Source organism: Streptomyces sp. NPDC107581, from assembly GCF_055657175.1.
This window is the reverse complement of the sequence record NZ_JBVKBH010000001.1, coordinates 411,290-434,634: the sequence shown is the minus strand read 5'-3', so window position 1 is coordinate 434,634 and position 23,345 is coordinate 411,290. Positions and strand designations below refer to the sequence as shown.

18 protein-coding genes and 1 pseudogene are annotated in these 23,345 nt (G+C 71.4%); 7 read left to right on the top strand and 12 right to left on the bottom strand.

Annotated features, from left to right (window positions below; genetic code table 11):
* Nucleotides 1-114: 114 nt before the first annotated feature.
* Entirely contained in the window at nt 115-1,941 is a 1,827-nt protein-coding gene (locus tag ACZ7P3_RS01975; protein ID WP_472078412.1) for an acyl-CoA dehydrogenase, read from the bottom strand.
* Nucleotides 1,942-2,084: 143 nt separating this feature from the next.
* On the opposite strand from ACZ7P3_RS01975, the gene ACZ7P3_RS01970 reads away from it, so the two are divergent.
* The 3 genes from ACZ7P3_RS01970 (at nt 2,085) to ACZ7P3_RS01960 (ending at nt 4,165) form a co-directional block, all read left to right on the top strand.
* The gene (locus ACZ7P3_RS01970) at nt 2,085-2,564 is read left to right on the top strand and encodes an SseB family protein (RefSeq protein WP_472078411.1); all 480 of its coding nucleotides are present in this window, start codon (nt 2,085-2,087) and stop codon (nt 2,562-2,564) included.
* A gap of 115 nt (nt 2,565-2,679) precedes the next feature.
* Nucleotides 2,680-3,651: a pirin family protein gene (locus tag ACZ7P3_RS01965; RefSeq protein WP_472078410.1), complete on the top strand. Its 972-nt coding sequence runs from the start codon at nt 2,680-2,682 to the stop codon at nt 3,649-3,651.
* Between the two features lie 250 nt (nt 3,652-3,901).
* Nucleotides 3,902-4,165, top strand: coding sequence for a hypothetical protein (locus ACZ7P3_RS01960; protein ID WP_472078409.1), 264 nt, complete (start codon nt 3,902-3,904; stop codon nt 4,163-4,165).
* A gap of 81 nt (nt 4,166-4,246) precedes the next feature.
* On the opposite strand, the gene ACZ7P3_RS01955 is transcribed toward ACZ7P3_RS01960, so the two are convergent.
* Complete coding sequence (locus ACZ7P3_RS01955) at nt 4,247-4,672, bottom strand: SRPBCC family protein (RefSeq protein WP_472078408.1); 426 nt, start codon at nt 4,670-4,672, stop codon at nt 4,247-4,249.
* A gap of 183 nt (nt 4,673-4,855) precedes the next feature.
* On the opposite strand from ACZ7P3_RS01955, the gene ACZ7P3_RS01950 reads away from it, so the two are divergent.
* A complete protein-coding gene (locus tag ACZ7P3_RS01950; protein WP_472078407.1) occupies nt 4,856-5,902 on the top strand; it encodes an AI-2E family transporter in 1,047 nt (348 codons plus the stop codon).
* Nucleotides 5,903-5,997: 95 nt separating this feature from the next.
* Here the strand turns inward: ACZ7P3_RS01950 and ACZ7P3_RS01945 are convergent, their stop codons facing one another.
* Nucleotides 5,998-8,262 (bottom strand): ATP-binding SpoIIE family protein phosphatase, encoded by a 2,265-nt coding sequence (locus ACZ7P3_RS01945; RefSeq protein ID WP_472078406.1) that lies wholly within the window; start codon nt 8,260-8,262, stop codon nt 5,998-6,000.
* A 237-nt stretch (nt 8,263-8,499) separates the two neighbouring features.
* On the opposite strand from ACZ7P3_RS01945, the gene aspS reads away from it, so the two are divergent.
* Nucleotides 8,500-10,263, top strand: coding sequence for an aspartate--tRNA ligase (aspS, locus tag ACZ7P3_RS01940; protein WP_472078405.1), 1,764 nt, complete (start codon nt 8,500-8,502; stop codon nt 10,261-10,263).
* A gap of 75 nt (nt 10,264-10,338) precedes the next feature.
* Here aspS and ACZ7P3_RS01935 read toward each other — a convergent pair whose 3' ends face one another.
* The 7 genes and pseudogenes from ACZ7P3_RS01935 to ACZ7P3_RS01905 form a co-directional block, all read right to left on the bottom strand.
* Nucleotides 10,339-11,028 carry a nucleotidyl transferase AbiEii/AbiGii toxin family protein gene (locus ACZ7P3_RS01935; RefSeq protein ID WP_472078404.1) on the bottom strand — a complete coding sequence of 230 codons (690 nt, stop codon included), beginning with the start codon at nt 11,026-11,028 and terminating at the stop codon, nt 10,339-10,341.
* Between the two features lie 59 nt (nt 11,029-11,087).
* The gene (locus tag ACZ7P3_RS01930; protein ID WP_472078403.1) at nt 11,088-11,990 is read right to left on the bottom strand and encodes a hypothetical protein; all 903 of its coding nucleotides are present in this window, start codon (nt 11,988-11,990) and stop codon (nt 11,088-11,090) included.
* Nucleotides 11,991-12,115: 125 nt separating this feature from the next.
* Nucleotides 12,116-12,250, bottom strand: a pseudogene (locus ACZ7P3_RS01925) (class I tRNA ligase family protein); the annotation flags it as partial.
* A 45-nt stretch (nt 12,251-12,295) separates the two neighbouring features.
* Nucleotides 12,296-14,011 (bottom strand): methionine--tRNA ligase, encoded by a 1,716-nt coding sequence (gene metG / locus ACZ7P3_RS01920; protein WP_472078402.1) that lies wholly within the window; start codon nt 14,009-14,011, stop codon nt 12,296-12,298.
* Between the two features lie 156 nt (nt 14,012-14,167).
* A complete protein-coding gene (locus tag ACZ7P3_RS01915) occupies nt 14,168-16,147 on the bottom strand; it encodes a VWA domain-containing protein (RefSeq protein WP_472078401.1) in 1,980 nt (659 codons plus the stop codon).
* 101 nt (nt 16,148-16,248) lie between these two features.
* Nucleotides 16,249-18,189, bottom strand: coding sequence for an FUSC family protein (locus ACZ7P3_RS01910; RefSeq protein WP_472078400.1), 1,941 nt, complete (start codon nt 18,187-18,189; stop codon nt 16,249-16,251).
* Nucleotides 18,190-18,196: 7 nt separating this feature from the next.
* A complete protein-coding gene (locus ACZ7P3_RS01905) occupies nt 18,197-19,066 on the bottom strand; it encodes an alpha/beta fold hydrolase (RefSeq protein WP_472078399.1) in 870 nt (289 codons plus the stop codon).
* 88 nt (nt 19,067-19,154) lie between these two features.
* Between ACZ7P3_RS01905 and ACZ7P3_RS01900 the strand changes: the two genes are divergently transcribed.
* On the top strand, nt 19,155-20,501 hold the full coding sequence (locus ACZ7P3_RS01900; RefSeq protein WP_472078398.1) for an aminotransferase-like domain-containing protein: 1,347 nt from the start codon (nt 19,155-19,157) through the stop codon (nt 20,499-20,501).
* Here ACZ7P3_RS01900 and ACZ7P3_RS01895 read toward each other — a convergent pair.
* On the bottom strand, nt 20,401-21,339 hold the full coding sequence (locus tag ACZ7P3_RS01895) for a hypothetical protein (RefSeq protein ID WP_472078397.1): 939 nt from the start codon (nt 21,337-21,339) through the stop codon (nt 20,401-20,403). The two genes, ACZ7P3_RS01900 and ACZ7P3_RS01895, sit on opposite strands and share 101 nt — an antisense overlap.
* Before the next feature lie 227 nt (nt 21,340-21,566).
* Complete coding sequence (locus ACZ7P3_RS01890; RefSeq protein ID WP_472078396.1) at nt 21,567-22,028, bottom strand: hypothetical protein; 462 nt, start codon at nt 22,026-22,028, stop codon at nt 21,567-21,569.
* Nucleotides 22,029-22,180: 152 nt separating this feature from the next.
* On the opposite strand from ACZ7P3_RS01890, the gene ACZ7P3_RS01885 reads away from it, so the two are divergent.
* The gene (locus tag ACZ7P3_RS01885; protein ID WP_472078806.1) at nt 22,181-23,326 is read left to right on the top strand and encodes a PP2C family protein-serine/threonine phosphatase; all 1,146 of its coding nucleotides are present in this window, start codon (nt 22,181-22,183) and stop codon (nt 23,324-23,326) included.
* Nucleotides 23,327-23,345 lie beyond the last annotated feature (19 nt).

Below are 23,345 nucleotides of genomic sequence, written 5' to 3'. Positions count from 1 at the left end.
CGCCCCCGGTACGGGGAGCGGGCCCATGCGGCGATCGGCGGGTGGGTGACCGGCCCTTCGGGCGGCGCGGATCCGGGCGAACCGGTCCTTTGGCGCGCGGCCCCTGGAGGGGTTCTAGAACGCGGCCTCGTCCAGCTCCATCAGGTCGAGGTCGACGTTCTCCGAGATCTTGCGGGCCAGGGTGACGGACGGCAGGACGTTGGCCGCGAAGAACTTCGCCGCCGCGATCTTGCCGGTGTAGAACGCCACGTCCTTCGCGGAGGCCGTCTGCAGCTTCTCGGCGGCGATGGCGGCACCCTTGAGCAGCAGGTAGCCGACGATCACGTCACCGGAGGCCAGCAGCAGGCGCGAGGTGTTCAGGCCCACCTTGTAGATGTTCTTGACGTCCTGCTCGGTGGCCGCGAGGTCGGTCAGCATCAGGCCGACGATCGCCTCCAGCTCCACGGCCGCCTTCGCGAGGTGCTCGCGGGCGCCCGACAGCTCCTCGCCGCCGGTGCCCAGCGCCAGGAACTTCTTGATGTCCTCGGCGAGGCCGTTCAGCGCGGCGCCCTGGTTGCGGACGATCTTCCGGAAGAAGAAGTCCTGGCCCTGGATCGCGGTGGTGCCCTCGTACAGGGTGTCGATCTTGGCGTCGCGGATGTACTGCTCGATCGGGTACTCCTGCAGGAAGCCGGAGCCGCCGAAGGTCTGCAGCGACTGGGCGAGCTGCTCGTAGCCCCTCTCGGAGCCGTAGCCCTTGACGATCGGCAGGAGCAGGTCGTTGAGCGCGTGCTCGGTGGAGGCGTCCTCGCCGTTCGTCTCCTTGACCGCGATCGCGTCCTGGATCGAGGCGGTGTAGAGGACGAGGGCGCGCATGCCCTCCGCGTACGCCTTCTGCGTGATCAGCGAGCGGCGCACGTCGGGGTGGTGGGTGATGGTGACCTTCGGCGCGGTCTTGTCCATGAAGTTGGCCAGATCCGGACCCTGGACGCGCTCCTTGGCGTACTCCAGGGCGTTCAGGTAGCCCGTGGAGAGCGTGGAGATCGCCTTCGTGCCGACCATCATCCGGGCGAACTCGATGATGCGGAACATCTGGCGGATGCCCTCGTGCTTGTCACCGATCAGCCAGCCCTTGGCGGGGTGGCGGTCGCCGAAGGTCATCTCGCAGGTGTTGGAGGCCTTCAGACCCATCTTGTGCTCGACGTTGGTGGCGTAGACGCCGTTGCGCTCGCCCAGCTCGCCGGTCTCCCAGTCGAACAGGTACTTCGGCACGAGGAAGAGGGACAGGCCCTTGGTGCCCGGGCCGGCACCCTCGGGACGCGCGAGGACGTAGTGGAGGATGTTCTCCTCCATGTCGTGCTCACCGGAGGTGATGAAGCGCTTCACGCCCTCGATGTGCCAGGAGCCGTCCTCCTGCTGGACCGCCTTGGTGCGGCCGGCACCCACGTCGGAGCCGGCGTCCGGCTCGGTGAGGACCATGGTGGAGCCCCAGGTCTTCTCGACCGCTATCTCGGCGAGCTTCTTCTGCTCCTCGGTGCCCTCCTCGAAGAGGATGCGCGCGAACGCCGGGCCGGAGGAGTACATCCAGATCGCCGGGTTCGAGCCGAGGATCAGCTCCGCGTACGCCCAGATCAGGGACGGCGGGGCGGTGGTGCCGCCGATCTCCTCGGGCAGGCCCAGGCGCCAGTACTCGGAGTCCATGAAGGCCTTGTAGCTCTTCTTGAAGGACGCCGGGACGGGCGCGGTGTTCGTCTCGGGGTCGAAGACCGGCGGGTTGCGGTCGGCGTCGGTGAAGGACTCCGCCAGCTCGTTCTCCGAGAGGCGGGTCAGCTCACTGAGGACGCTCTTGGCGGTCTCGGTGTCCATCTCCTCGAAGGGACCGGTGCCGTACAGCTTGTCGCGGCCGAGCACTTCGAAGAGGTTGAACTCGATGTCGCGGAGATTGGACTTGTAGTGCCCCATGGTGACGGCTCCGTATAGGACTCGGCGAGGCACTGGCTCCTCGCATCTGGTTCACGTACCAACAAGTAGCTCCGATGATGCTACCCGTCGGTAATAAGAAGCAACCCCGAACCCGTCATCTGTGACTCAGTACGCTTATGCCCATGTACGGCTACGACCAGACTCCGGGTGCTCAGCAGCAGTACGCCCCGCCGCCGCAGCAGCCGATGGCGGGCGGTGTCGGCGGCTATGGCCAGCAGCAGCCGCTGTACCCCGAGCCGTCCCCGCCCTCGCTCGCGGACGCGGTGCGCGCCTTCACCACGGGGCAGATGTCCGCGGAGGACTTCCAGCAGATCTTCGCGACGACCAAGGTGTACTGCCCGCGCGGCGACACCCCCGGCTTCCTCGCCCTGCACAACACCCAGCAGCCGGTGATCCCGATGTTCACCTCGCTCAAGGAGCTGCGCCGGTACGCGGGCAAGGAGTCCAAGTACTTCGTGATCACCGGTGCGGAGGTGATCGACCTGCTGCCGACCGGCTACGGCTTCGTCCTGGACATGGAGGGGGAGCACCGGATGGTGTTCGACGCCAAGGCGGTGGAGCAGATGGTCGACTTCGCGATGCGCCGGATGTACGGCGGCTGAGGCGCGCGCCGCTCGCCACCGTGGAGCCCGGAGGGAATTCCCTCCGGGCTTTCTCTGTTGGGGGTGGCAGGAAGTTCAACGCTCAACTAAAGTGGGCGCACAAGGAGGTACGACCATGCCTGCAGTGACCGTCGAGAACCCGCTGACGCTGCCCCGGGTGACCGCTCCCGCCGACGCCGTGGCGCGTCCCGTGCTCGCCGTCACGACCGCGCCGAGCGGTTTCGAGGGTGAGGGTTTCCCGGTGCGCCGGGCGTTCGCCGGGATCGACTATCGCCATCTCGACCCGTTCGTCATGATGGACCAGATGGGCGAGGTGGAGTACGCGCCGGGCGAGCCCAAGGGCACCCCCTGGCATCCGCACCGCGGCTTCGAGACCGTCACCTACATCATCGACGGCATCTTCGACCACCAGGACTCCAACGGCGGTGGCGGCACCATCACCAACGGCGACACCCAGTGGATGACCGCGGGCTCGGGCCTCCTGCACATCGAGGCCCCGCCGGAGCACCTCGTCATGTCCGGCGGCCTCTTCCACGGCCTCCAGCTCTGGGTGAACCTCCCGGCCAAGGACAAGATGATGCCCCCGCGCTACCAGGACATCCGCGGCGGCAACGTCCAGCTGCTGACGTCCCCCGACGGCGGCGCGCTGCTGCGGGTCATCGCGGGTGAACTGGACGGCCACCAGGGCCCCGGCATCACGCACACGCCGATCACGATGATCCACGCGACCCTCGCCCCCGGCGCCGAGATCACCCTGCCCTGGCGCGAGGACTTCAACGGCCTCGGCTACGTCCTCGCGGGCCGCGGCAGTGTCGGCGTGGACCGCCGGCCCGTCCGCACGGGCCAGACCGCCGTCTTCGGCAGCGGTTCCTCGCTGACCGTCCGTGCGGACGGGACGCAGGACGCGCACACGCCGGACCTGGAGATCGTCCTCCTCGGCGGACAGCCCATCCGTGAGCCCATGGAGCACTACGGCCCGTTCGTCATGAACACCAAGGAAGAGCTGATGCAGGCATTCGAGGACTTCCAGAAGGGCCGCCTGGGCACGATCCCGGCCGTCCACGGGATGTCCGAGGGCGGGCTGTAACGGCCCCGGAAGCCCGATCGGTACGCGAGGAAGCCCCGCCCTTCACGGGCGGGGCTTCCTTGTTGCGCCCGGCTCTTCACGGGCGGGGTTTCTGCCGTGCCGGGGGCTTCCTCGTCGTGCCGCTGCGGTGCGTCGACGGCCGTCCGCATCGGCGTGTCATTCTCCATTTTATGGTTATTTCATATTAATCTCCGTGACTGTAAGGGGTCGATCTGTGGCAGACCGTATTCACCCACTCCATGGAGATGACATGCACAAGCTTCGAAAGACCGCCGTTCTGGTCGTTGCCCTCGGCAGCGTCGGACTCCTGAGCGCGGGCACCGCCCACGCCGACGGGGGCTCGCACGTCATGCAGAGTTCCAACTGCAAGGACCATGACCTGGACCTCGACCTCCTCGGCGAGGTCGGGATCCTCAACGGCGCGCTGGGCAACGTGCTCAACGGCGAGGGCAACCCGGGTGCGCAGTACACCCACAACGGCTCCAGCATGGGCTGCGACAACAGGGGCTGGTAGGAGGGCGGTCCAGCCCCCGCTCGAAGTGGCTGATTGCAGGTACGGCAACCCCCGAAGGGCACGGCCCCTCGGGGGTTGCCGTTATCCCTCCACCAGGTTCTTGAGCTGCTGCAGGTCGCCCCGCACCGTGTTCTCGATCCGGTGGACCTGGGCCATGCCCCGCGGGCCGCCGAAGGTGTCGTGGATGTCCGCCGGCTCGTACTCGATGCGGACCTGCACCTGGCTGTGGTCCTGGTCCAGCGGCCGGACCGAGAAGGCGCCCTTCAGCTCCGGGGTGCCCTGCGTCTGCCAGGTGAAGATCTGGTCGTTGCCGCGGTCGGCGAGGACGGCCTCGAACTCCCGCTGCACACCCCCGGTGCGGACGTCGAGACGGGCGCGGTTGCTGCCGCGCGCATAAGCGCGTTGCACGCCGTCGATGAACGTCGGATAGGCCTCGACGTCGTGCAGCCGGTCCCAGACCTTCTGCGCGGGAGCGTCGATGTCGATGTGCTCTTCGAGCCTGCTCATCGCGTACCTCGCCTCCTGGCCCGGTGGACCGGGCCCATCGGTTCCTTCCAGCCTGCGCCGCAGGCCGGTCCCCCAGCAACCACAGGCCGCGGCGGGACGCGCTGCCGGGTCCCGCGGGCAGGGCCTCACCCGGCCGGACTCGCGCGGGGGGACAGCCCCGGCCCCGCATGGTCCGCTGGGAACGTGTCCTTGCTGCCCGAACCCGTCCGCCGGCTTGCCGCCTGGTGCGTCGTGCTGCTGCTCGTCGCCGGCGTCGGGTGGGTGGGGGTGCGGCTGTGCGCGGAATTCCGTACCGCCGTCACCCCGGTGCTGCTCGCGCTGCTGGGCACCGCGTTGCTCGGCCCCCTGCACCGGAAGCTGGTCGCGGCGGGAGTGCAGCGCTCGCTCGCGGCCGGGCTGACCTGTGTGGCCGTGGTGGCCGTCGTCGGCGGCGCCGTCTACATCGTCGTCGCCGCCCTCATCGACACCGGGGACCAGATCGTCGCCTCGCTGCGCAGTGCCGCAAGGGCCGTCGCCGAGCACTTCGGGGCCGCGGGGACCGGACTCGACGACCTCGCCCGCAACGCGCGCACGCTGCTGGAGAAATTCGGCGGGACCGCCGCCTCCAACGTCATCAGCGGGGTCAGCGTGGTCGGCGAGTCCCTCGCGGTGGCCGTGCTCGCGCTGCTGCTCGTCTTCTTCTTCCTGCGCGACTCCCACCGGGTGGTCGAGAACCTGCGCGCCCTCGCGCCCGGGAACACCGCCGACATCCTGGAGGCCATGGCGCGGCGCGCCTACGAGGCCGTCGAAGGGTTCATGCGCGGGACCACCCTCATCGCCCTCATCGACGCCACCTGCATCGGCATCGGCCTGCTGGTGCTGCGGGTGCCCGGCGCGGTCGGCCTCGCCGCGCTCGTCTTCGTCACCGCCTACATCCCCTACCTCGGCGCCTTCCTGTCCGGCGCGGTGTCCGTGCTGGTCGCCCTCGCCGACCGCGGCTTCGTCATCGCCCTGTGGGCACTCGGGGTCGTGCTCGCGGTGCAGGTGCTGGAGGGGCATGTGCTCCAGCCGGCCATCCAGAGCCGGACCGTGCAGATGCATCCCGCGGTGGTGATGCTGACGATCACCGCCGGGGCGTCGGTCGCGGGCATCCTCGGCATGCTGCTCGCGGTACCGCTGACCGCGGCCGCCTTCGCCGTCGTCCACGAACTCCGCGCGCGGTACGGGGTGCCCGAGCCGTCGGACCCGTAGACCTGCCGCCGGCGCGGCGGGGCGGGCTCTCAGGTCTGCCGCCTGTGCCGCGGTGCGGATGTGCAGGTCCGTATCCGTGCCATGGGGCTACGAGGCTACGGGGCGGCGCCGGACCTGTCGGACCCGTCGGACCGGCCGGACCCCTCGAAGCCGTCGGACCCCTCGAAGCCGTCGGACCGGCCGGACCCCTCGGACCCCTCGGACCCCTCGGACCCCTCGGACCCCTCGGACCCGTCGGACTCGTGGAGCTCGAACCAGATGCTCTTGCCCTCGCCGCGTGGATCCACGCCCCACTCGTCCGCGAGCAGCTCGATCAGCACCAGGCCGCGCCCGGAGGAGGCCAGCTCCCCCGGGCGGCGCATGTGCGGGAAGTCGTCACCGGCGTCCGTGACCTCCACCCGCAGCCGGCGCCCGGCCGGGCCGCCGGTGACCTCGGCGAGCAGCAGCGCGTCGGAGTCGGTGTGGACGAGGACGTTGGTGACCATCTCGGAGACCAGCAGTACCGCGGTGTCCACCTGCTCGCCGCCGGCCCAGTCGTGGAGCAGCTCGCGCAGGTGCCCGCGGGCCTCGGCGATCCGCTCGGGCTCGTCCTGGGCCACCGACAGCAGCGTGCGCCGCACCCGCGGCCGTCCCGTGATCGTGTCGCCGCAGCCGTGGCCCTCCTCGGGCCGGCACAGCAGCAGGAGGGCTATGTCGTCCTCCCGCCGGTCGGCCAGCGGGCCGGTGGTGTGGTGCGAGGAGGGCCCGTGCACGCCCTGCACCAGCGCGTCGGCCAGCACCTCCAGGCCGCGCCCGGGATCCGCGTCATAGCCGTCGTAGTCCTCCAGGATCCTGCGGATGCGCCGCCAGCCGCTCGCCAGGTCGTGTCCGCCGGTCTCGATCAGGCCGTCGGTGCACAGCATCATGGTCTCGCCGGGCTCCAGCGTGAACCGGGTCGTCGGATAGTCGGCGTCCGGGTCGACGCCCAGCGGCGGCCCGCCCGCGGTCGGCCGCATCATCACCGTGCCGTCGGCCATGCGGATCGCCGGGTCCGGGTGCCCGGCGCGGGCGATCTCCAGCACACCGGTGACCGGATCGGCCTCCACGTACAGGCAGGTCGCGAAGCGCAGGTCGGTCAGGTCCTCGTCGTGGGTGATGCCGTGCAGGAAACGGGAGGCGCGGGAGAGCACGGCGTCCGGGCGGTGTCCCTCGGAGGCATAGGCGCGCAGCGCGATACGGAGCTGGCCCATGAGGCCCGCCGCGCGGACGTCGTGACCCTGGACGTCCCCGATGGCCAGCGCGACCCTCCCGCTCGGCAGCGGGATCAGGTCGTACCAGTCCCCGCCGACCTGGAGTCCGCCGCCGGTCGGTATGTAGCGGGCGGCCACCCGCATCCCGGGGATCTCCGGGCCGAGCGAGGGCAGCATGGAGCGCTGCAGGCCCTCCGTCAGCTCCCGCTGGGAGTCGGCGGCACCGGCCCGGGACAGGGCCTGGGCGAGCATCCGGGCGACCGTCGTCAGGACCGCACGCTCGTCCGGGGTGAAGGCCACCGGATAGGCGAAGGCCGCCATCCAGGCGCCCATCGTGCGCCCGGCCGCCGTCAGCGGCAGGAAGGCCCACGAGTGCCGGCCGAAGGGCTCGGCCAGCGGCCAGGTGACCGGGTAGCGCTCCTTGTACTGGTGCGGGGAGGAGAGATAGACGGCCCGCCCGGTGCGGACGACCTCGGCGGCCGGGTAGTCCGTGGTCAGCGGCATGTTCGAGAAGGGGCCGTCGTCGCCGGGCTGGTGCCCGTGATGACCGATGATCGTCAGCCGGTCGCCCTCCGCGCCGAACACGGCGAGCCCGTCCGGCGAGAAGCCCGGCATGGACAGCCCGGCCGCGACCCGCAGCACCTCCTGTGTCGACCGCGCCTCCGCCAGTGCCCGGCCCGCGTCCAGCAGGAACGCCTCCCGGGAGCGCCTCCAGTCCCCGGTGACCGCGCTGCGGGCGGCCGCGGTGCCCGGGGTGGGTTCGGTGACCTCCTGGAGGGTGCCGATCAGTGTGTAGGCCCGCCGCTCGGGGTCGTAGGACGGCTTCGAACGGCTGCGTACGACCCGGACGACCCGCCCCAGCTCGTCCATGATCCGGATGCGCACCTCGGCGAGCGTGCCCTCGGCGACGGCGAGCTGGACCACTCCGGTGATCTCGTTCCAGTCGACCGGATGAAAGCGGGCCCGGGTCTGCCCCTCCGTGAGGGTGGTCGGCTCCGCGGGGAGCCCGAGCAGCCGTGCCGCCTCCGCGTCCACGCTGACCAGGCCGGAGGCCGTGTCCCAGTGCCACATCCCGGTCGCGAGGGCGGCCAGGACGTCACCGACGGACGGCAGGGGCTCGCCTGTGCGCATTGCCCCACTTTAGGAAGGTCCGATTGATAGGTGCCACTGTAAGAAGATCCGAGTGGCGAGCGTCACTGTTGTAGATGACGACGAGAGTCCGGCGCCGATGCCGGGCGTGCGGGGGAAATGAGGGCGAGCCGATCTTGGCCTGGCCGGTACCCTTGATGGGTCCGGGCCCCGTGCCCGTTCCGGCCGGGGCGGCAGCCCCGGCACTCATCACCCCACCACGAAGGACGATGAACGACGATGCATCGGTACAGGTCCCACACCTGCGGCCAGCTCCGCGCCTCTGACGTCGGTACCGACGTCCGGCTGAGTGGCTGGCTGCACAATCGGCGCGACCTGGGCGGCATCCTCTTCATCGATCTGCGCGACCACTACGGCATCACCCAGCTGGTGGCCCGTCCCGGTACGCCCGCCTACGAAGCCCTGGACAAGATCTCCAAGGAGTCCTCGGTCCGCGTCGACGGCCAGGTTGTTTCACGTGGAACCGAGAACGTGAACGCCGACCTGCCCACCGGCGAGATCGAGGTCGAGGTCGGCGAGGTCGAGCTGCTGGGCGCCGCCGCCCCGCTGCCCTTCACCATCAACGCCGAGGACGGGGTCAACGAGGAGCGGCGCCTGGAGTACCGCTTCCTGGACCTGCGCCGCGAGCGCATGCACCGCAACATCATGCTGCGTACGGCCGTGATCTCCGCGATCCGCCACAAGATGGTGGCGATGGGCTTCAACGAGATGGCGACGCCGATCCTGTCCGCGACCTCCCCCGAGGGCGCCCGCGACTACGTGGTCCCCTCCCGGGTGCACCCCGGCAAGTTCTACGCGCTGCCGCAGGCCCCGCAGCAGTTCAAGCAGCTGCTGATGATCTCCGGCTTCGACCGCTACTTCCAGATCGCGCCCTGCTTCCGCGACGAGGACGCCCGCGCGGACCGTTCGCCGGGCGAGTTCTACCAGCTCGACGTGGAGATGTCCTTCGTCGAGCAGGAGGACGTCTTCCAGCCGATCGAGAAGCTGATGACGGAGCTGTTCGAGGAGTTCGGCGGCGGCCGCCACGTCACCTCCCCGTTCCCGCGCATCCCCTTCCGCGAGGCGATGGCGAAGTACGGCTCCGACAAGCCGGACCTGCGCGCCAAGCTGGAGCTGGTGGACATCACCGATGTCTTCGAGGGCTCGGAGTTCAAGGCGTTCGCCGGCAAGCACGTGCGCGCGCTGCCGGTGCCGGACGTCTCCGCGCAGCCCCGCAAGTTCTTCGACCAGCTCGGTGACTACGCCGTCGAGCAGGGCGCCAAGGGCCTGGCCTGGGTGCGCGTGGCCGAGGACGGCACGCTCTCCGGCCCGATCGCGAAGTTCCTCACCGAGGCGAACGTCGCGGAGCTGACCAAGCGGCTCTCCCTGGCCCCCGGCCACGCCGTCTTCTTCGGCGCGGGCGAGTTCGACGAGGTCTCCAAGATCATGGGCGCGGTCCGGGTGGAGGCCGCCAAGCGGGCCGGCCACTTCGAGGAGGGCGTCTTCCGCTTCTGCTGGATCGTCGACTTCCCGATGTACGAGAAGGACGAGGAGACCGGCGGGATCGACTTCTCCCACAACCCCTTCTCGATGCCGCAGGGCGGCCTGGAGGCCCTGGAGACCCAGGACCCGCTGGACATCCTCGGCTGGCAGTACGACATCGTCTGCAACGGCGTCGAGCTGTCCTCCGGCGCGATCCGGAACCACGAGCCGGAGATCATGCTCAAGGCCTTCGAGATCGCGGGCTACGACCGTGACACCGTCGAGGAGAAGTTCGCGGGCATGCTGCGCGCGTTCCGCTTCGGCGCCCCGCCGCACGGCGGCATCGCCCCGGGCGTGGACCGCATCGTGATGCTCCTCGCGGACGAGCCCAACATCCGCGAGACGATCGCCTTCCCGCTCAACGGCAACGCCCAGGACCTGATGATGGGCGCGCCGACCGAGCTGGACGAGTCCCGCCTGCGGGAGCTGCACCTGTCCGTCCGGAAGCCGCAGCCGAAGTAACGCACAGCCAGACCCGAAGGGCTCGAAACCGGCACCGGTTTCGAGCCCTTCGGCTTGGGCAGGTCCTTCCCCGCCTCAGCCGTTCTGCTCGCTCTCCGGGTCGGGTGAGGCCCCGTCCTCCAGCAGCCGCTCGGCGATGTCGTCGGACCAGCGCTGGGCCCAGGCGCGCACGGCGGTGATCGCCGCCTCGTCCAGGCCGTACCTCGTGAAGTCCGCGACGGAGTAGAAATCCGTTCCGGTGAGGCGGGATTGGAGCGTGGGCAGGTCGAAGGGGTCGTGGGCGTGACGGCGGCCCAGTTCCTCCAGCTCCGGCAGGGAGAAGCGGGTCGCCGCGGCCTGGGCGTCGATGAGGTCGACGGCCGCGCCCCGGTCGTACAGGGCGCGGATCTTGGTGCCCACGGCGTCTTCGAGCGAGAGGACGGTGCCGTACTCGGTCAGCTCCGGTGGCTGCCAGAAGGCCTCTTTGTGCAGCGCGAGCGCGCAGGGCTCACCGGTCGGCGGGTCCGTGACGGTCAGCTGAGCGGTGAGCGGGGTGACGGCATCGGCCCGCACCTGCCGGCCCCGCGCCTCCAGGCCCGCGCCGACGGCACGGGCGATCCGGCCCATCGCCTCGGGGCTCTCGGTGGCGAAGTCGAGGTTCGCGTGCGGGCGTTGCAGCAGCCCGTGTGCCTGAAGTGCGTATCCGCCGGCCAGCACGAGGACGTGCTGGCTGCCGACGGAGACGACGTCCGCGAGGAGTCGTCGGTGGGGTTCGGGGAGGTTCACGGCATCCGTACTCTGCCAGAACCGTGGCGGGAAGCGCGTGCACCCCGCCCTCGGATCACTCAGGCCGACGGCTGTCCGGGGTCCGCGGGGTCGTCGGTGAAGAGGTCCTCGGCGCGCCCGACGGTACGGGCCTGCTCGAGCCAGCCCTCCACCCGGTGCAGATCGGTGCAGGTGCTGATGCGCTCACGGGTCTCCTCGGAGACGGAAAGGCCCCGCACTTCCAGAATGGCCAGCACTCCCTTGGCTTCGCCTTCGGCCACACCGTCGAGGTACGCCTTCTCGACGACCGTGCCCCGGCCGGGGAAGAAGTTGACGAACGTCACGATGTCCCTCCATTTGTCTCCAGCAGGGGTTGCCCCCAGTGCGGCGTCCAAGAACTGACCGAAGTAGCGGGCGGCAATCGGGTCCATCCCTGCGAGGGCGTGGCCCAGTGCCTCCAGTATGGCGTCGCCGTCCGGGCTGTTGGCGTGAGCCAGAGCCGAGAATGCGGCCATCGCGGGCTTCTCGGCCGCGCTTCTCGCGTCGGTGATCGCCGGAAGGTTGTCCGGACCGACCACCAGGGGACACGTCCGCTGGGCCGTCCATCCTCGCGTCCCGCAGTCGAACGGGCCTGTCGCCCACTTCGCCGTGGCTCGGTCCCGGCAGACCACGAGGAGCAGTACGGGCAGGCCGTACTTCGACTGCAGATAGGCGATGTAGTACGCCCAACTCGATTCCTTCTTCGTATCCCTCCGTTCCTGTGCCTCGATGGCCAGCAGGAAATCGTCACCGTCGGACGGATCGATACGCAGCACGGTGTCCACGTGCCGTACGAGCGGCCTGGTCTCCGTCACGTCGGTGGTGAGTGCGTACGCTGCCGCCTTCTCCGGTAAGTCGATACCCAACACCTCGAAGACGGGTGTCAGGATCTCAGGCCGCTCCTGGAAGATCCGGTGCATGCCTTCATGGGCTGATGTGACCATGCGCGCAACTTATGGGCAGTCGGGTACCACCTGCCCGGCCGATCCGGATGCGTTCACTCTTTCGAGGTCCGCAGGAACGTTCACATCGGTCGGGTCCGGGCGTGGCCGGTGCCGGCGCGCAGGAAGTACCAGCGGGCGAGTACGTCGCCGGCCACGGTCGTGTAGGCGTGGCCCAGGTGTGGAGCATCGTTGACGTAATAGATGGGAGTCGTCACGTAGAACGACTCCGCATCGTCGGACTTCGGTCCCCTGGTCTGCATGCTCCGCAAGCTTAGATGTGCCGCGTGCCAGGGCTTCCGGGGTTTTTACTCCGGTGCGCCGCCGAAGCGGTCCTTGTACGCCTGCAGGTCGTCCTCCGTCAGCTTGGCGAACAGGACCGGAGGGACCGTGAACGGGGTGCCGGCGGGGACGGAGGCGAGGGCCTTCGCGTCCTCCTGGGTGACCCAGACCGCGGTGTCGTCGGCCAGGGAGAACGCCTCTCGCATGGTCTTCGCCGTGGCCGGGATGAACGGCTCGGAGACCACCGCGTACAGGTGGATCAGGTTCATCGCGGTGCGCAGGGTGAGGGCCGCGGCGTCCTTGTCGGTCTTGATCTCCAGCCAGGGGGCCTTCTCCTCCAGGTAGGAGTTGCCGGCCGACCACAGGGCGCGCAGGGCGGCGGCCGCCTTGCGGAACTGGAGGGTCTCCATGTGCGACTCGTACTCGGCGAGGAGCGCGGCGATCTCCTCGCCGAGGCGCGCCTCCGCCTCGCCCGGCTCGCCGCCGGCCGGCACGTCGTCGCCGAAGCGCTTGCGGGAGAAGGACAGCACGCGGTTGACGAAGTTGCCGAGGGTGTCGGCGAGGTCCTTGTTGACCGTGGCGGTGAAGTGCTCCCAGGTGAAGGAGGAGTCGTCCGACTCGGGGGCGTTGGCGATCAGGAAGTAGCGCCAGTAGTCGGCCGGGAGGATCTCCAGGGCCTGGTCGGTGAAGACGCCCCGCTTCTGCGAGGTGGAGAACTTGCCGCCGTAGTACGTCAGCCAGTTGAAGGCCTTGACGTAGTCGACCTTCTTCCACGGCTCGCGGACGCCGAGCTCGGTGGCCGGGAACATCACGGTGTGGAAGGGGACGTTGTCCTTCGCCATGAACTCCGTGTAGCGGACGTCGGTGTCGACGTCGTACCACCAGGACTTCCAGTCGCGGTTCTCCGGGTCCTGGTCCGACCACTCCTTCGTCGCGCCGATGTACTCGATCGGGGCGTCGAACCAGACGTAGAAGACCTTGCCCTCGGCGGCCAGCTCCGGCCAGGTGTCCGCCGGGACGGGGACACCCCAGTCCAGGTCGCGGGTGATCGCGCGGTCGTGCAGGCCCTCGGTCAGCCACTTGTGGGCGATGGAGGAGGCCAGCTGCGGCCATTCCTTGTCGTGGCGGGCGACCCATTCGCGGACCTCGTTCTCCAGCTTCGACTGGAGGAGGAAGAGGTGCTTGGTCTCGCGGACCTCCAGCTCCGTGGAGCCGGAGATCGCCGAGCGGGGGTTGATCAGGTCCGTGGGGTCGAGGACCCGGGTGCAGTTCTCGCACTGGTCGCCGCGGGCCTTGTCGTAGCCGCAGTGCGGGCAGGTGCCCTCCACATAGCGGTCCGGGAGGAAGCGGCCGTCGGTGGGCGAGTAGACCTGGCGGATCGCGCGCTCTTCGATGAAGCCGTTCTCGTGCAGCTTGCGGGCGAAGTGCTGGGTGATCTCGCGGTTCTCGGGGGAGGAGCTGCGGCCGAAGTAGTCGAAGGCCAGCGCGAAGCCGTCGTAGACCGCCTTCTGGGCGTCGTGTGCCTGGGCGCAGAACTCGTCGACCGGGAGGCCCAGCTCCTTGGCGGCCAGTTCGGCGGGGGTGCCGTGCTCGTCCGTCGCGCAGATGTACAGGACCTCGTGGCCACGCCGGCGGAGGTACCGGGAGTACACGTCCGCCGGGAGCATGGACCCCACCATGTTGCCCAAGTGCTTGATTCCGTTGATGTACGGAAGGGCGCTGGTGATGAGGTGTCGAGCCATCGCGGGCTGCTCCCAGGTTGCTACGCGGGGTGACGGCCGCGGGTGTCTGTCGGTGTCCGCGGTCGTCTTCGAACCTTGAAAGCGTAGCCGACATGGGTGTGCCGCCCGCTCCCCGTTTTACGGGCTGAGAAGCGGACGGCACCGGGTGGGAGGGTGTTACGGGCGCCAGGCGGCGAGTACGCCCTCGTACAGCTCCGTGTCCGTCAGCTCGCGGGGGGCCGGGCCCGCGTGGAAGAAGGACGTGTTGCCGGTCTTCAGTTTGCGGAGGTAGTCGAAGGCCTTGTTGTCGGGCTCACCGAAGGCGACGAAGGAGAAGAAGACGGCGGGGTGCTTCTCGGCGGCCTCGGTGAGGGACTGGGTGGCGGGGGTCTTGGCGTCGGGGGCGCCGTCCGTCTGGAAGATCACCAGGGCGGGGGCGGCGGGGTCCGCGCTCTTCTCGTGGTGGGTGAGGACGGCTTCCACGGCGGCGTGGTAGCTGGTGCGGCCCATGCGGCCGAGGCCGGCGTGGACGTCGTCGATCTTCGTCTCGTGGTCCGGGGTGAGGGTGAGGTCGGTGGTGCCGTCGACCTCCGTGGAGAAGAAGACGACGTGGACCGTGGCCTCGGGGTCGAGGTGGGCGGCGAGGGCGAGGGTCTGGTCGGCGAGGGCCTGGGCGGAGCCGTCCTTGTAGTACGGGCGCATGCTCGCGGAGCGGTCCAGCACGAGGTAGAGCTTCGCTCGGGTGCCGGTGAGGTCGGACTTCTTGAGGGCGGTGGTGGCGGCCTTGTAGGCGGTGGTGAGGGAAGGGGTGCGGGACTTCACGCGGGTGAGGGGGAGGGCGGGTTTGGCCGGCCCCGCCTCGGCTTCGCCGTCGGCGCCGCTTTCGTCTCCGGCCGCACCGCCCGTGCGGGTTTCGTTGTCGGGTGCGGGTGCCCCCTGCGGGGCGGCCTCGCCGTCGGCGGCGGCCGGCTCCCGCTCCGGCTCTACGTCTGCGTCCGCGTTCGCGTCTACATCCGCGTCCACGTCTGCGTTCGCGTCTACGTCTGCCGTCGGTTCGGGTTCCGCGACAGCTTCGGCTTCAGCTTCAGCCTCGGCTGCCGGCTCCGCCTCGGCTTCGCCTTCGGCGCCGGTCTCGTTCCCACCCGCACCGCCCGTGCGGGTTTCGTTGTCGGGTGCGGGTGGCCCCTGTGGGGCGGCCTCGCCGTCGGCGGCGGCTGGCTCCGGCTCCGGCTCTACGTCTGCGTCCGCCTCCGCGTTCACGTCTGCCGTCGGTTCAGGCTCTGCGACAGCTTCAGCCTCCGCCGTCGGCTCCGCGACAGCTTCTGCCGTCGCTTCTGCCGTCGGCTCCGCGACAGCCTCCGCCGTCGGCTCCGCCTCCTCGGCGACCGGCTCCGCTTCCGGCTCGCTCTTCGCCGCCGGCTCCGGCTCCGGTGTCACCTCAGCCACCGGCTCCGCTTCGGCCACCGGCTCAGTCTCGACCCCGTGAACCGCTTCGGGTACCTGCTCGGCCTCAACCTCGTGATCCGCTTCAGCGGTCGGCTCGGCCTCAGTCACCTGCTCGGCCTCGGGCTCGGGCTCAGCCGCCGGCTTCCCCTCAGCCTCGGCCTCAGTTTCCGTTTCGGCCTCAGTCGCCTGCTCGGCCTTGGCCTTGGCCTCGGGCTCAGCCGCCGGCTCCGCCTCGGCCTCAGCCACCTGCTCCGCCTCAGCCGCCGGGGCCTCAGCCGCCGGCTCCGCCTCAACCACCGGGGCCGCCTCAGCCGCCGCTACTGCCTCCGGGGCCGGGGTCGCCTCCGGGGCCGGGGTCGGCTCCGAGGGCGGGGTCGCCTCCGGGGCCGGGGTCGCATCCGAGGTCGGGGTCGGCTCCGGGGTCGGGTGGGGTGGGGTTTGGGAGGTGGGGGGTGTCGGCTGGTGGGGCTCTGTGGCCTGGCGGGGGACCGTTACCTGGTCGAAGGCTGCCGTTACCAGGTCGTGTTCCTCGGGGGAGGAGGTGCGGGGCTCGGGGACCTGGGCGTTCGGGGCCGGGGTCGGGGACTGTTCGGCGGGCGCCGGTTCGGGGGCCGCGGTCGGTGAAGGGCGTCGGTCCGCACCCTCTGCCTCGGCGGTGCGCGTCTTGCGCCCTCGGCCGAATGCGTTCCGCAGGAGAGTGAGAATGCCCATGTGCGCAACCCTTCGCGTGAGTTGATGCCCGTCAATCCCTGGCCAGGACGGACACGTAAGGTTAGCGGCCCTACATTGCGTTTCGGTCGCTGGCCGAGGGGTCAATGGGGTGTCGTGATCGCCCGTGCCGCGGCCACCTCCTGGCGCAGCGGTTCCAGGACGCTGTCGGAGGGGCCCGTCAGGTCGGTGCGGACCGCGGTGAGGGTCTCCGCCCGGCGCACGCCCTCCGACAGTTCGCGCAGCTGCAGGGCCACCTGGTCGATCTCGGCCGCCGACGGCGGCCGGGCGCCGTGGCGGACGCGGACGCGGGCCGCCGTGGTGGCGTCGACGATGCGTTCCACGGCGACCACCAGCGGCCACCAGGCGGCGGCGCGGCGGCCGGTGGGCGGTGGTTCGGTCAGGGCCCGCTGGAACTCGGTGCGGATGGTGGACAGGTCGCGGTAGAGGCGGCGGCGCATGCGGGCGCGGGCGGCGGGCTCGGTGTCCTGGCCGAATGCCGCCTCGACGTAGGCCGCCGTGTCCGCGACCGCGTCGGCCAGCCGGTCGCCGACCCGGGTGTGCCAGCTCTCCGGCCAGAGCAGATAGCCGGCGACCAGGGCGATCGCGCAGCCCATGAGGGAGTCCAGGAGGCGGGGCAGCAGAAGGGCCGTGCCCTGGTGGTTCAGGATGTCCGAGAGGAGCAGGATCACGGGGGTGATCGCCGCGGTCTGGTAGCCGTAGCCGCGGGGGGTGAGGGCCGGGATCAGCGGGGCGAGGACGAGCATCACCGGGACGTCCCACCAGCCACGGGGCACCTCCGCCAGGACCGCCGCCGCGATCACCAGCCCGGCCACCGTGCCCAGCGCCCGCAGCAGGGCCCGGGAGAACACCGAGCCGAAGTCCGGCTTGAGGACGAAGGTGATCGTCAGGGCCACCCAGTAGGAGCGGGGGACCGCGACGAGCGAGACCAGGGCCTGGGCGATGCCGATGCAGACGGCCAGGCGCAGACCGTAGCGCCAGGAGTTGGCGGAGAGGACGACGCTGCGGGCCGCGCGGGCCGTGCGGATGCCGAGGGCGGCCGGGCGGCCGAGGCGGTCGTCGATGCCTCGTGGGTCGATGTCCGGGGTGGTGACGACCTCGGCGGCGTGGCGCAGGGCGTGGTCGACGGCCCGGGCCGTCTCGGTGGTGGGGGCGGGCAGGACCGGCAGGGCCACCGGGCCCGTGCGGCCGGTCTCGACGGCGTCGGCCAGGCGGCGGACCGCTTCGGGGACCTGGGGCGGGAGCGGACGGCCGCCGAGGTGGACGGCGGGCGCCGCCTCGACCACCGGGGTCATCGCGTTCAACTGGGCGAGCAGCCGGGTGAGTTCGCGGCTGCGGCCGTGGTGGCGGGCACGGTGGGCGAGGACGAGGTCGTAGGCCTGGTTGAGGGACTGGGTGACGTGGAAGCGGGTGGCGGTGTAGCGGTCCGGGTCGCCGCAGGCGGCCAGCAGGTCGGCCACCTTGCGGTACGTGGCGGCGACGGACGCGCGTTCCGGCACCCCCGCGCGCAGCGGCCAGGCGAGCAGCGCCAGGGCGAGGACGAGCAGGCCGCCGCCGGTCATCAGGGCCGGAGCCACCCACCAGGGCCCGGGCAGCGGAAGTCCGGCGCCGATCACGGCGTTCAGGAGCAGCAGCAGGCCCGATACGGAGGCCACCGCGCCGATCGTCGAGATCATCCCGGACACCAGCGCGACGACGGTGACGGCGGCGACCGCGACCCATCCCCTGCCGTACACCTGGGAGCCCACGATGACGCCGACGGCGCCGACGAGCTGCGGGACGGCGATGTTGATGACGCGCATGCGGTAGGCGTCGGCGGTGTCGCCGATGACGCCGTTCAGGGCGCCCATGGAGGCGAGCGCGCCGTATGCGGGCTGCCCCGCGGCGAGGCCGATCGCCAGGGGGAGCGACAGGCCGGCGGCGGCCCGGGCCATCGCGGGCCGGTTGAGGGGCGCCCGGTGGGGTTGGAGGTTCCGGACCAGCCAGTCGGGAGGGGTGAGGCCGATGGGGAACTCGCGGGACATGCGCCCATTATGACCGCTTCGACCCGGCCCACCCGGGGTCGTCCTCGCTGGTGGAGCCCGGCGCGTGGGGTTCGCCCGTCCACGGTGCCCGGCGCTCGTCGGTCCCGGCCAGGAATGTCCCCAGTACCTCATTGAACTCCTCCGGCCGTTCCAGGTTCGGCAGATGGGCCGCCCCCTCGACCACGTGCAGTACGGAGCCGGGGATCGCCGCGTGCATCGCCTTCGCGTCCGCGACCGGGGTGTAGGTGTCGTCGGCGCCGGTCACGAGGAGCGCGGGGACGGTCACCTCGGTCAGCAGGGTGCGGTAGTCGGGGCGTTCGGCGCGGCCGCGCAGGGAGGCCGCGGCGCCCTCGGGGGAGGTGGCCGTCATCATGCGGTGGACGTGGGCCTTGACCTCGGCGTCGGCGTACGGGGCGACCATCCTGTCCAGGACCTCGTCGGCGTAGCCGCGCAGGCCCTCGGCGAGCAGCCGGTCGGCCAGCGCGTTGCGGCCCAGCCTGCCCTCGGGCGTCTCGGGGTCGGGGAAGGTGTCCGCGAGGACCAGGCCCCGGACGCGGTCGCCGAAGCGGGCGTAGCACTCCATGGCGATCTGGCCGCCCATCGACAGGCCGGCCAGTACGAAGGAGCCCACGCCCAGGAAGTCCAGGAGTTCTTCGATGTCCCGGGCGTGCCGGGAGAGCGGGACCGTGCCGGGGGTCACCGGGGAGGCGCCGTAGCCGCGCAGGTCGGGGGCGATCACGCGGCGGCCGGCGCAGAAGGCGGCCAGCTGCGGGGCCCACATCGTGCGGTCGAAGGGGTGGCCGTGGACGAGGACGAGGGGGGCCGGGGAGGAGACACCGGGGTTCCCTTTGTCCTCGTATGCGAGGAAGGGGCTCATGTGATCGACCCTAGGCACCCCCAACTCCTCGGTGCAATAAAATCTTTGCCCTCGGTGCAATGTGGTGTGCCTTGCGGCAGGGGGGCTCGTGGACGACTACCGGCGGATCGCCGACCGGATCGCCGCCGACATCGCCGGCGGCCGGCTCCGGCCCGGGCAACGGCTGCCGCCGCAGCGGGCGTTCGCCCGGCGGCACGGGATCGCCGCCTCGACGGCGGGGCGGGTGTACTCCGAACTCGTAAGCCGGGGGCTGGTGGTGGGCGAGGTCGGGCGCGGCACGTTCGTACGGGCCACCGCGCCGGACCGGCAGCCGGGGCACGCGCTGACCGAGGCGGCCGGCGGCGCGCCCGTGAACCTGGAGCTCAACTACCCGTCGGCCCCCGGCCAGCCGGAGCTGCTGGCCCCGGCCCTCGCGCCGCTGCTGCGGGCGGACGCGCTGGCCGAGGCACTGCGGCCCGCCCCGGCCGCCGGCACCCCCGCGGCCAGGGAGGCGGTCGCGGGGCTGTCGGCCCCCGGCGGTCCGCGGCCCGATCCCGGCCGGATCCTCTTCACCGGCAACGCCCGTCAGGCCATCGCCGCCACCCTCGCCTCCCTGGTCCGGCCGGGCGGCCGGGTCGGTGTCGAACCGCTCACGTATCCGCTGGTCAAGGAGATCGCGGCGCGGCTCGGCAGCACCCTCGTACCGCTCGCGGCCGACGAGCGGGGGCCACTGCCCGCATCCATCGCCGCGGTCCACCGCGCCGCTCCCCTGTCCGCCGTCTACCTCCAGCCGGTCCTGCACAACCCGACCTCGCTGACCGTGGACGCGGAGCGGCGGGCGCAGCTGGCCGATGTCATCCACAGCCTGGGGATACCGGTCGTGGAGGACCGGATCTGGTCCTTCCTGCACGCCGGCGGCGAACCCCCGCTCGCCGCGCTCGTCCCGGACCTCGTCCACCTCGTCGACGGGCTGTCCAAACGGGTCGCGCCGGGGCTCACCATCGGGTTCGTCGTCGCACCGGCCGACCGGGCCGGTGCGGTGGCGCGGGCCGTCAGGTCCGGCGGGTGGAACGCGGGGTCCTTCGCGCTGGAGGCGGCCGTGCGGTGGATCGGGGACGGGACCGTGGACCGGCTGGTCGCCGCCAAGCGGCGGGACGCCGGGCGGCGGCAGCGGCTGGTCGCGACGGAGCTGGACGGTTTCGCCGTACGGTCCGATCCGGCGGCCTACTTCGCCTGGTGGCAGCTGCCCGCGCCCTGGCGGGCCGACGCCTTCACCGCGGCTGCCCGGGCGCACGGGATCGCCGTCACACCGGGTACGGCCTTCTCGGTCGGGCCGGGCCGTGCCCCGGACGCCGTCAGGCTTGGACTCGCGTCGGCTCCGGAGCCGGATCTGGCGTGGGCGCTGCGGACCCTCGCCGCCCTCGCGCGCGACGGGACAGCCGCGGACGGCGGGTGAGCCAGGCCGTCAGGGCCACCGCGAGGCCGAGGCCCAGCAGCAGCCAGGCGACCGTGCGCAGAGTGGCGGTCAGGGCGTCGTAGACCGCACCCGCGGCCGGATGGGACACATCGGCCGGCAGGCCGGCGAGGGTGAGACCGCGGCCGACGGCGACGGCGAGCGCGAGCAGGGCGCCGCCCAGGGCCGTGCCCAGCCCGGTCGCGACGACGGCGCGGCGGCGGCCGACGGCGAGGGTGATCCCGGCGCCGGCGAAGACGACGGCCGCGACCGGGAGCCAGAAGCCGGCGACTTCGAGCACGCGGAACCCCTTTCTCAGCTGGGTCACTTCGCCCGCCGGGAGCAGCGGGACGGCGGTGTGCTGCACCGGGATGCGCGCGGCGAGCGGCACATGGTCCTGGGTGAGCTGGCGTTTGACCTCGTCGGTGACGGGGGCGAGGTCGACGGTGAGCGGCTGCGCGCGCCCGTCGTCCGCGTCCTCGGCGCGCAGGGCGCGCAGCACCGCGTCGTGCGTGACCCGGTTCCCGGTGTCCCAGGCCAGCCGGAAGGCGCGGGTCTGGGTGAAGGAGCGCACCGCCTCGTGCACGAACGGCGCGACCGAGCCGCGCATCGGGCGGACGTCCATCCGGTGGTCCACCTCGCGCACGAGGTCGTCCCCGACCGTTGCCACGACGGCGTCCCGCACGTCCGGGTCGGCGGCGAGCGGAGCCATCGTGGTGACGTACCGGCCCGTGTCGGCGAGTCCGTACGCCGCCCAGGCCGCCAGCGCGCCGAACGGCACGAGCAGGCAGGACAGGGCGATCAGTACGGCCGACAGGGCACTCCTGATGCGTGGGGACACGCTTCAAGGCAAGGACCCGTCGCCCCGGTGCGCGAGCGATATGACTGCATTCGGGCGAAAAGTCAAGCTGAACGGCTGCGCCGACTGGCGGGTCCGGGGATTCCGTTCTCCGGTGGAGGCCTCACCCGAACGGGTGTTTCCTGGTGCTGGGGACGGTGGAGGGAATCACAGGGGAGTGCGTGGGCCCCGGACGGAGACCGGCCGGGGCCCACGCGCGTGACGCATGCTCAGCGCACTCGGTGCCCGGCAGCGTCCTCGTGGGTGTAGAAGCGGTAGAAGAACACCGCGAAGGTGACCGCCGAGACCGCCAGCGACATGCCCACGGACCTCAGGATCGATTCGCCGCCCTGGCTGTACAGGAACCCGAACGCACAGCCGATGAACGCGGTCCAGGACAGCGCGTGCACCTCCCGGCGCATGCGCGGGGCCAGCGTCAGAAGGGCCATGAGCGCCGCCGCGAACACGATCGCCGTGACGAAGCCGAACAGTACGTTCCAGCCGGTGATGGGACCGCCGCTGCGGCGGTTGGCCGCGGCCCAGTAGCCGTAGACCAGGCCCAGCACGACCGGCACGGCCAGCCGGGCGATCCGATGGGTGCGTTCGTCGAAGACGTTGGGCGTGGGGCCCCGGGTCACCGCCTTCCGGGCGGGTCCGGGCACGCCTTCGGGTGCGGGCGCCGCTTGAGCCATGAGAGCACTCCTCTCTCTCCTCGCCCCCGTTTTCCAGGGCACACCTGCGGGTACGGCCTGGCAAGTCGGCCGGGAGAGTGACGAGTGCCCGGATGCGGCCGGATTCCTCCCGTGCTTCTCTGAAGAAAAGGAGGCTGCCCGCCGTGACGGAGATGGAGTACCGGCGCCGGCGGCAGCCGCTGCGGGTCCGCGGGCGGAGCATCGCATGGGCGGTGCCCCTGCTGCTGCTCGTCGCCATCGCGCTGCTGGACTTCAACACCTCCGAGCGGTTCCGGATCATCTCCTGGATCGTCCTGGTCCCCGGCATCTCCGCCGCGCTCTGCGGGGTGTGGACGACGGCCGGCTTCGCCGTGCTGTCGGTGGTGACGTACGTCGTCGTGGACAGCGCCTGGCCCGGCGAGTACCAGGCCGGGCTGGCCGACTTCGTCCTGGTCGCGCTCGGCGGCGCCCTGGCCACGCTGGCCTCGGCCGTGCGGGTGCGCCGGGAGCGGCAGATGCTGCACATGCTGGACATCGCCGAGACGACCCGCCGTACCGTGCTGCGCCCGCTGCCGCCGGACTGGGCGGGGCTGCAGCACGCGGGCGTGTACCTGGCCGCCGACGTCGACGCCCGGGTCGGCGGCGACTTCTACGACATCCAGCCCGGCCCGCACGGCACCCGCGTCCTCGTCGGGGACGTACAGGGCAAGGGCCTGGGCGCGGTGGAGGCGGCCGCCGCGCTGCTCGGCACCTTCCGGGAGGCCGGCTACCACGAGCCGGAGCTGATGACCGTCGCCGAACGGCTCGAGGTGCGCATGCGCCGGCACCGATGGCACACCGCCGCCCTCGGCCACGACGACGGCGACCGCTTCGCCACCGCCGTCCTCATCGGCTACCCCGAGGACGACCCGGACACGGTCGAACTGGTCAACTTCGGCCATGAGCCGCCGCTCGCCGTCGGCCCGCACGGCATCCGCGCCCTGCCGAGCGCCGACGGACTCCCCCTCGGGCTCGGCGACCTCACGGACGACCGCCCCCGGGTGCACCGGGTACCGCTGGGCCGCGAGGAGACCCTGCTGCTGATGACCGACGGGGTGACCGAGGCGCGCGACGGGACCGGGGCGTTCTACGAGCCGGCCCGGGGGCTGGCCCGGGCCGTGCTGGCCGACCCGCGACTGGCCGAGCCCCGGCGGCTGGTGCGCAGGGTCCGCGACGGCGTGCTGCGGCACAGCGGCGGCCGCCTGGTGGACGACACCACGGTCTTCGCGGTCCGGCGGACCGCGGGCGAAGGCCCCGAACGGGGACGTTTGCTGTCCTGAGCCCCGCCTTTGCAGCAGC

What these genes read in the sequence shown, in the direction of transcription:
- ACZ7P3_RS01945 (WP_472078406.1), bottom strand. Translation starts at nt 8,262, where the DNA reads ATGCGCACAGGCGAGCCCCTGCCGTCCGTCGGTGACGTCCTGGCCGCC.
- ACZ7P3_RS01890 (WP_472078396.1), bottom strand. Translation starts at nt 22,028, where the DNA reads ATGGCTCAAGCGGCGCCCGCACCCGAAGGCGTGCCCGGACCCGCCCGG.
- ACZ7P3_RS01955 (WP_472078408.1), bottom strand. Translation starts at nt 4,672, where the DNA reads ATGAGCAGGCTCGAAGAGCACATCGACATCGACGCTCCCGCGCAGAAG.
- metG (WP_472078402.1), bottom strand. Translation starts at nt 14,011, where the DNA reads ATGGCTCGACACCTCATCACCAGCGCCCTTCCGTACATCAACGGAATC.
- ACZ7P3_RS01930 (WP_472078403.1), bottom strand. Translation starts at nt 11,990, where the DNA reads ATGGTCACATCAGCCCATGAAGGCATGCACCGGATCTTCCAGGAGCGG.
- ACZ7P3_RS01970 (WP_472078411.1), top strand. Translation starts at nt 2,085, where the DNA reads ATGTACGGCTACGACCAGACTCCGGGTGCTCAGCAGCAGTACGCCCCG.
- ACZ7P3_RS01975 (WP_472078412.1), bottom strand. Translation starts at nt 1,941, where the DNA reads ATGGGGCACTACAAGTCCAATCTCCGCGACATCGAGTTCAACCTCTTC.
- ACZ7P3_RS01915 (WP_472078401.1), bottom strand. Translation starts at nt 16,147, where the DNA reads ATGGGCATTCTCACTCTCCTGCGGAACGCATTCGGCCGAGGGCGCAAG.
- ACZ7P3_RS01905 (WP_472078399.1), bottom strand. Translation starts at nt 19,066, where the DNA reads ATGAGCCCCTTCCTCGCATACGAGGACAAAGGGAACCCCGGTGTCTCC.
- ACZ7P3_RS01965 (WP_472078410.1), top strand. Translation starts at nt 2,680, where the DNA reads ATGCCTGCAGTGACCGTCGAGAACCCGCTGACGCTGCCCCGGGTGACC.
- ACZ7P3_RS01885 (WP_472078806.1), top strand. Translation starts at nt 22,181, where the DNA reads ATGGAGTACCGGCGCCGGCGGCAGCCGCTGCGGGTCCGCGGGCGGAGC.
- ACZ7P3_RS01910 (WP_472078400.1), bottom strand. Translation starts at nt 18,189, where the DNA reads ATGTCCCGCGAGTTCCCCATCGGCCTCACCCCTCCCGACTGGCTGGTC.
- ACZ7P3_RS01960 (WP_472078409.1), top strand. Translation starts at nt 3,902, where the DNA reads ATGCACAAGCTTCGAAAGACCGCCGTTCTGGTCGTTGCCCTCGGCAGC.
- aspS (WP_472078405.1), top strand. Translation starts at nt 8,500, where the DNA reads ATGCATCGGTACAGGTCCCACACCTGCGGCCAGCTCCGCGCCTCTGAC.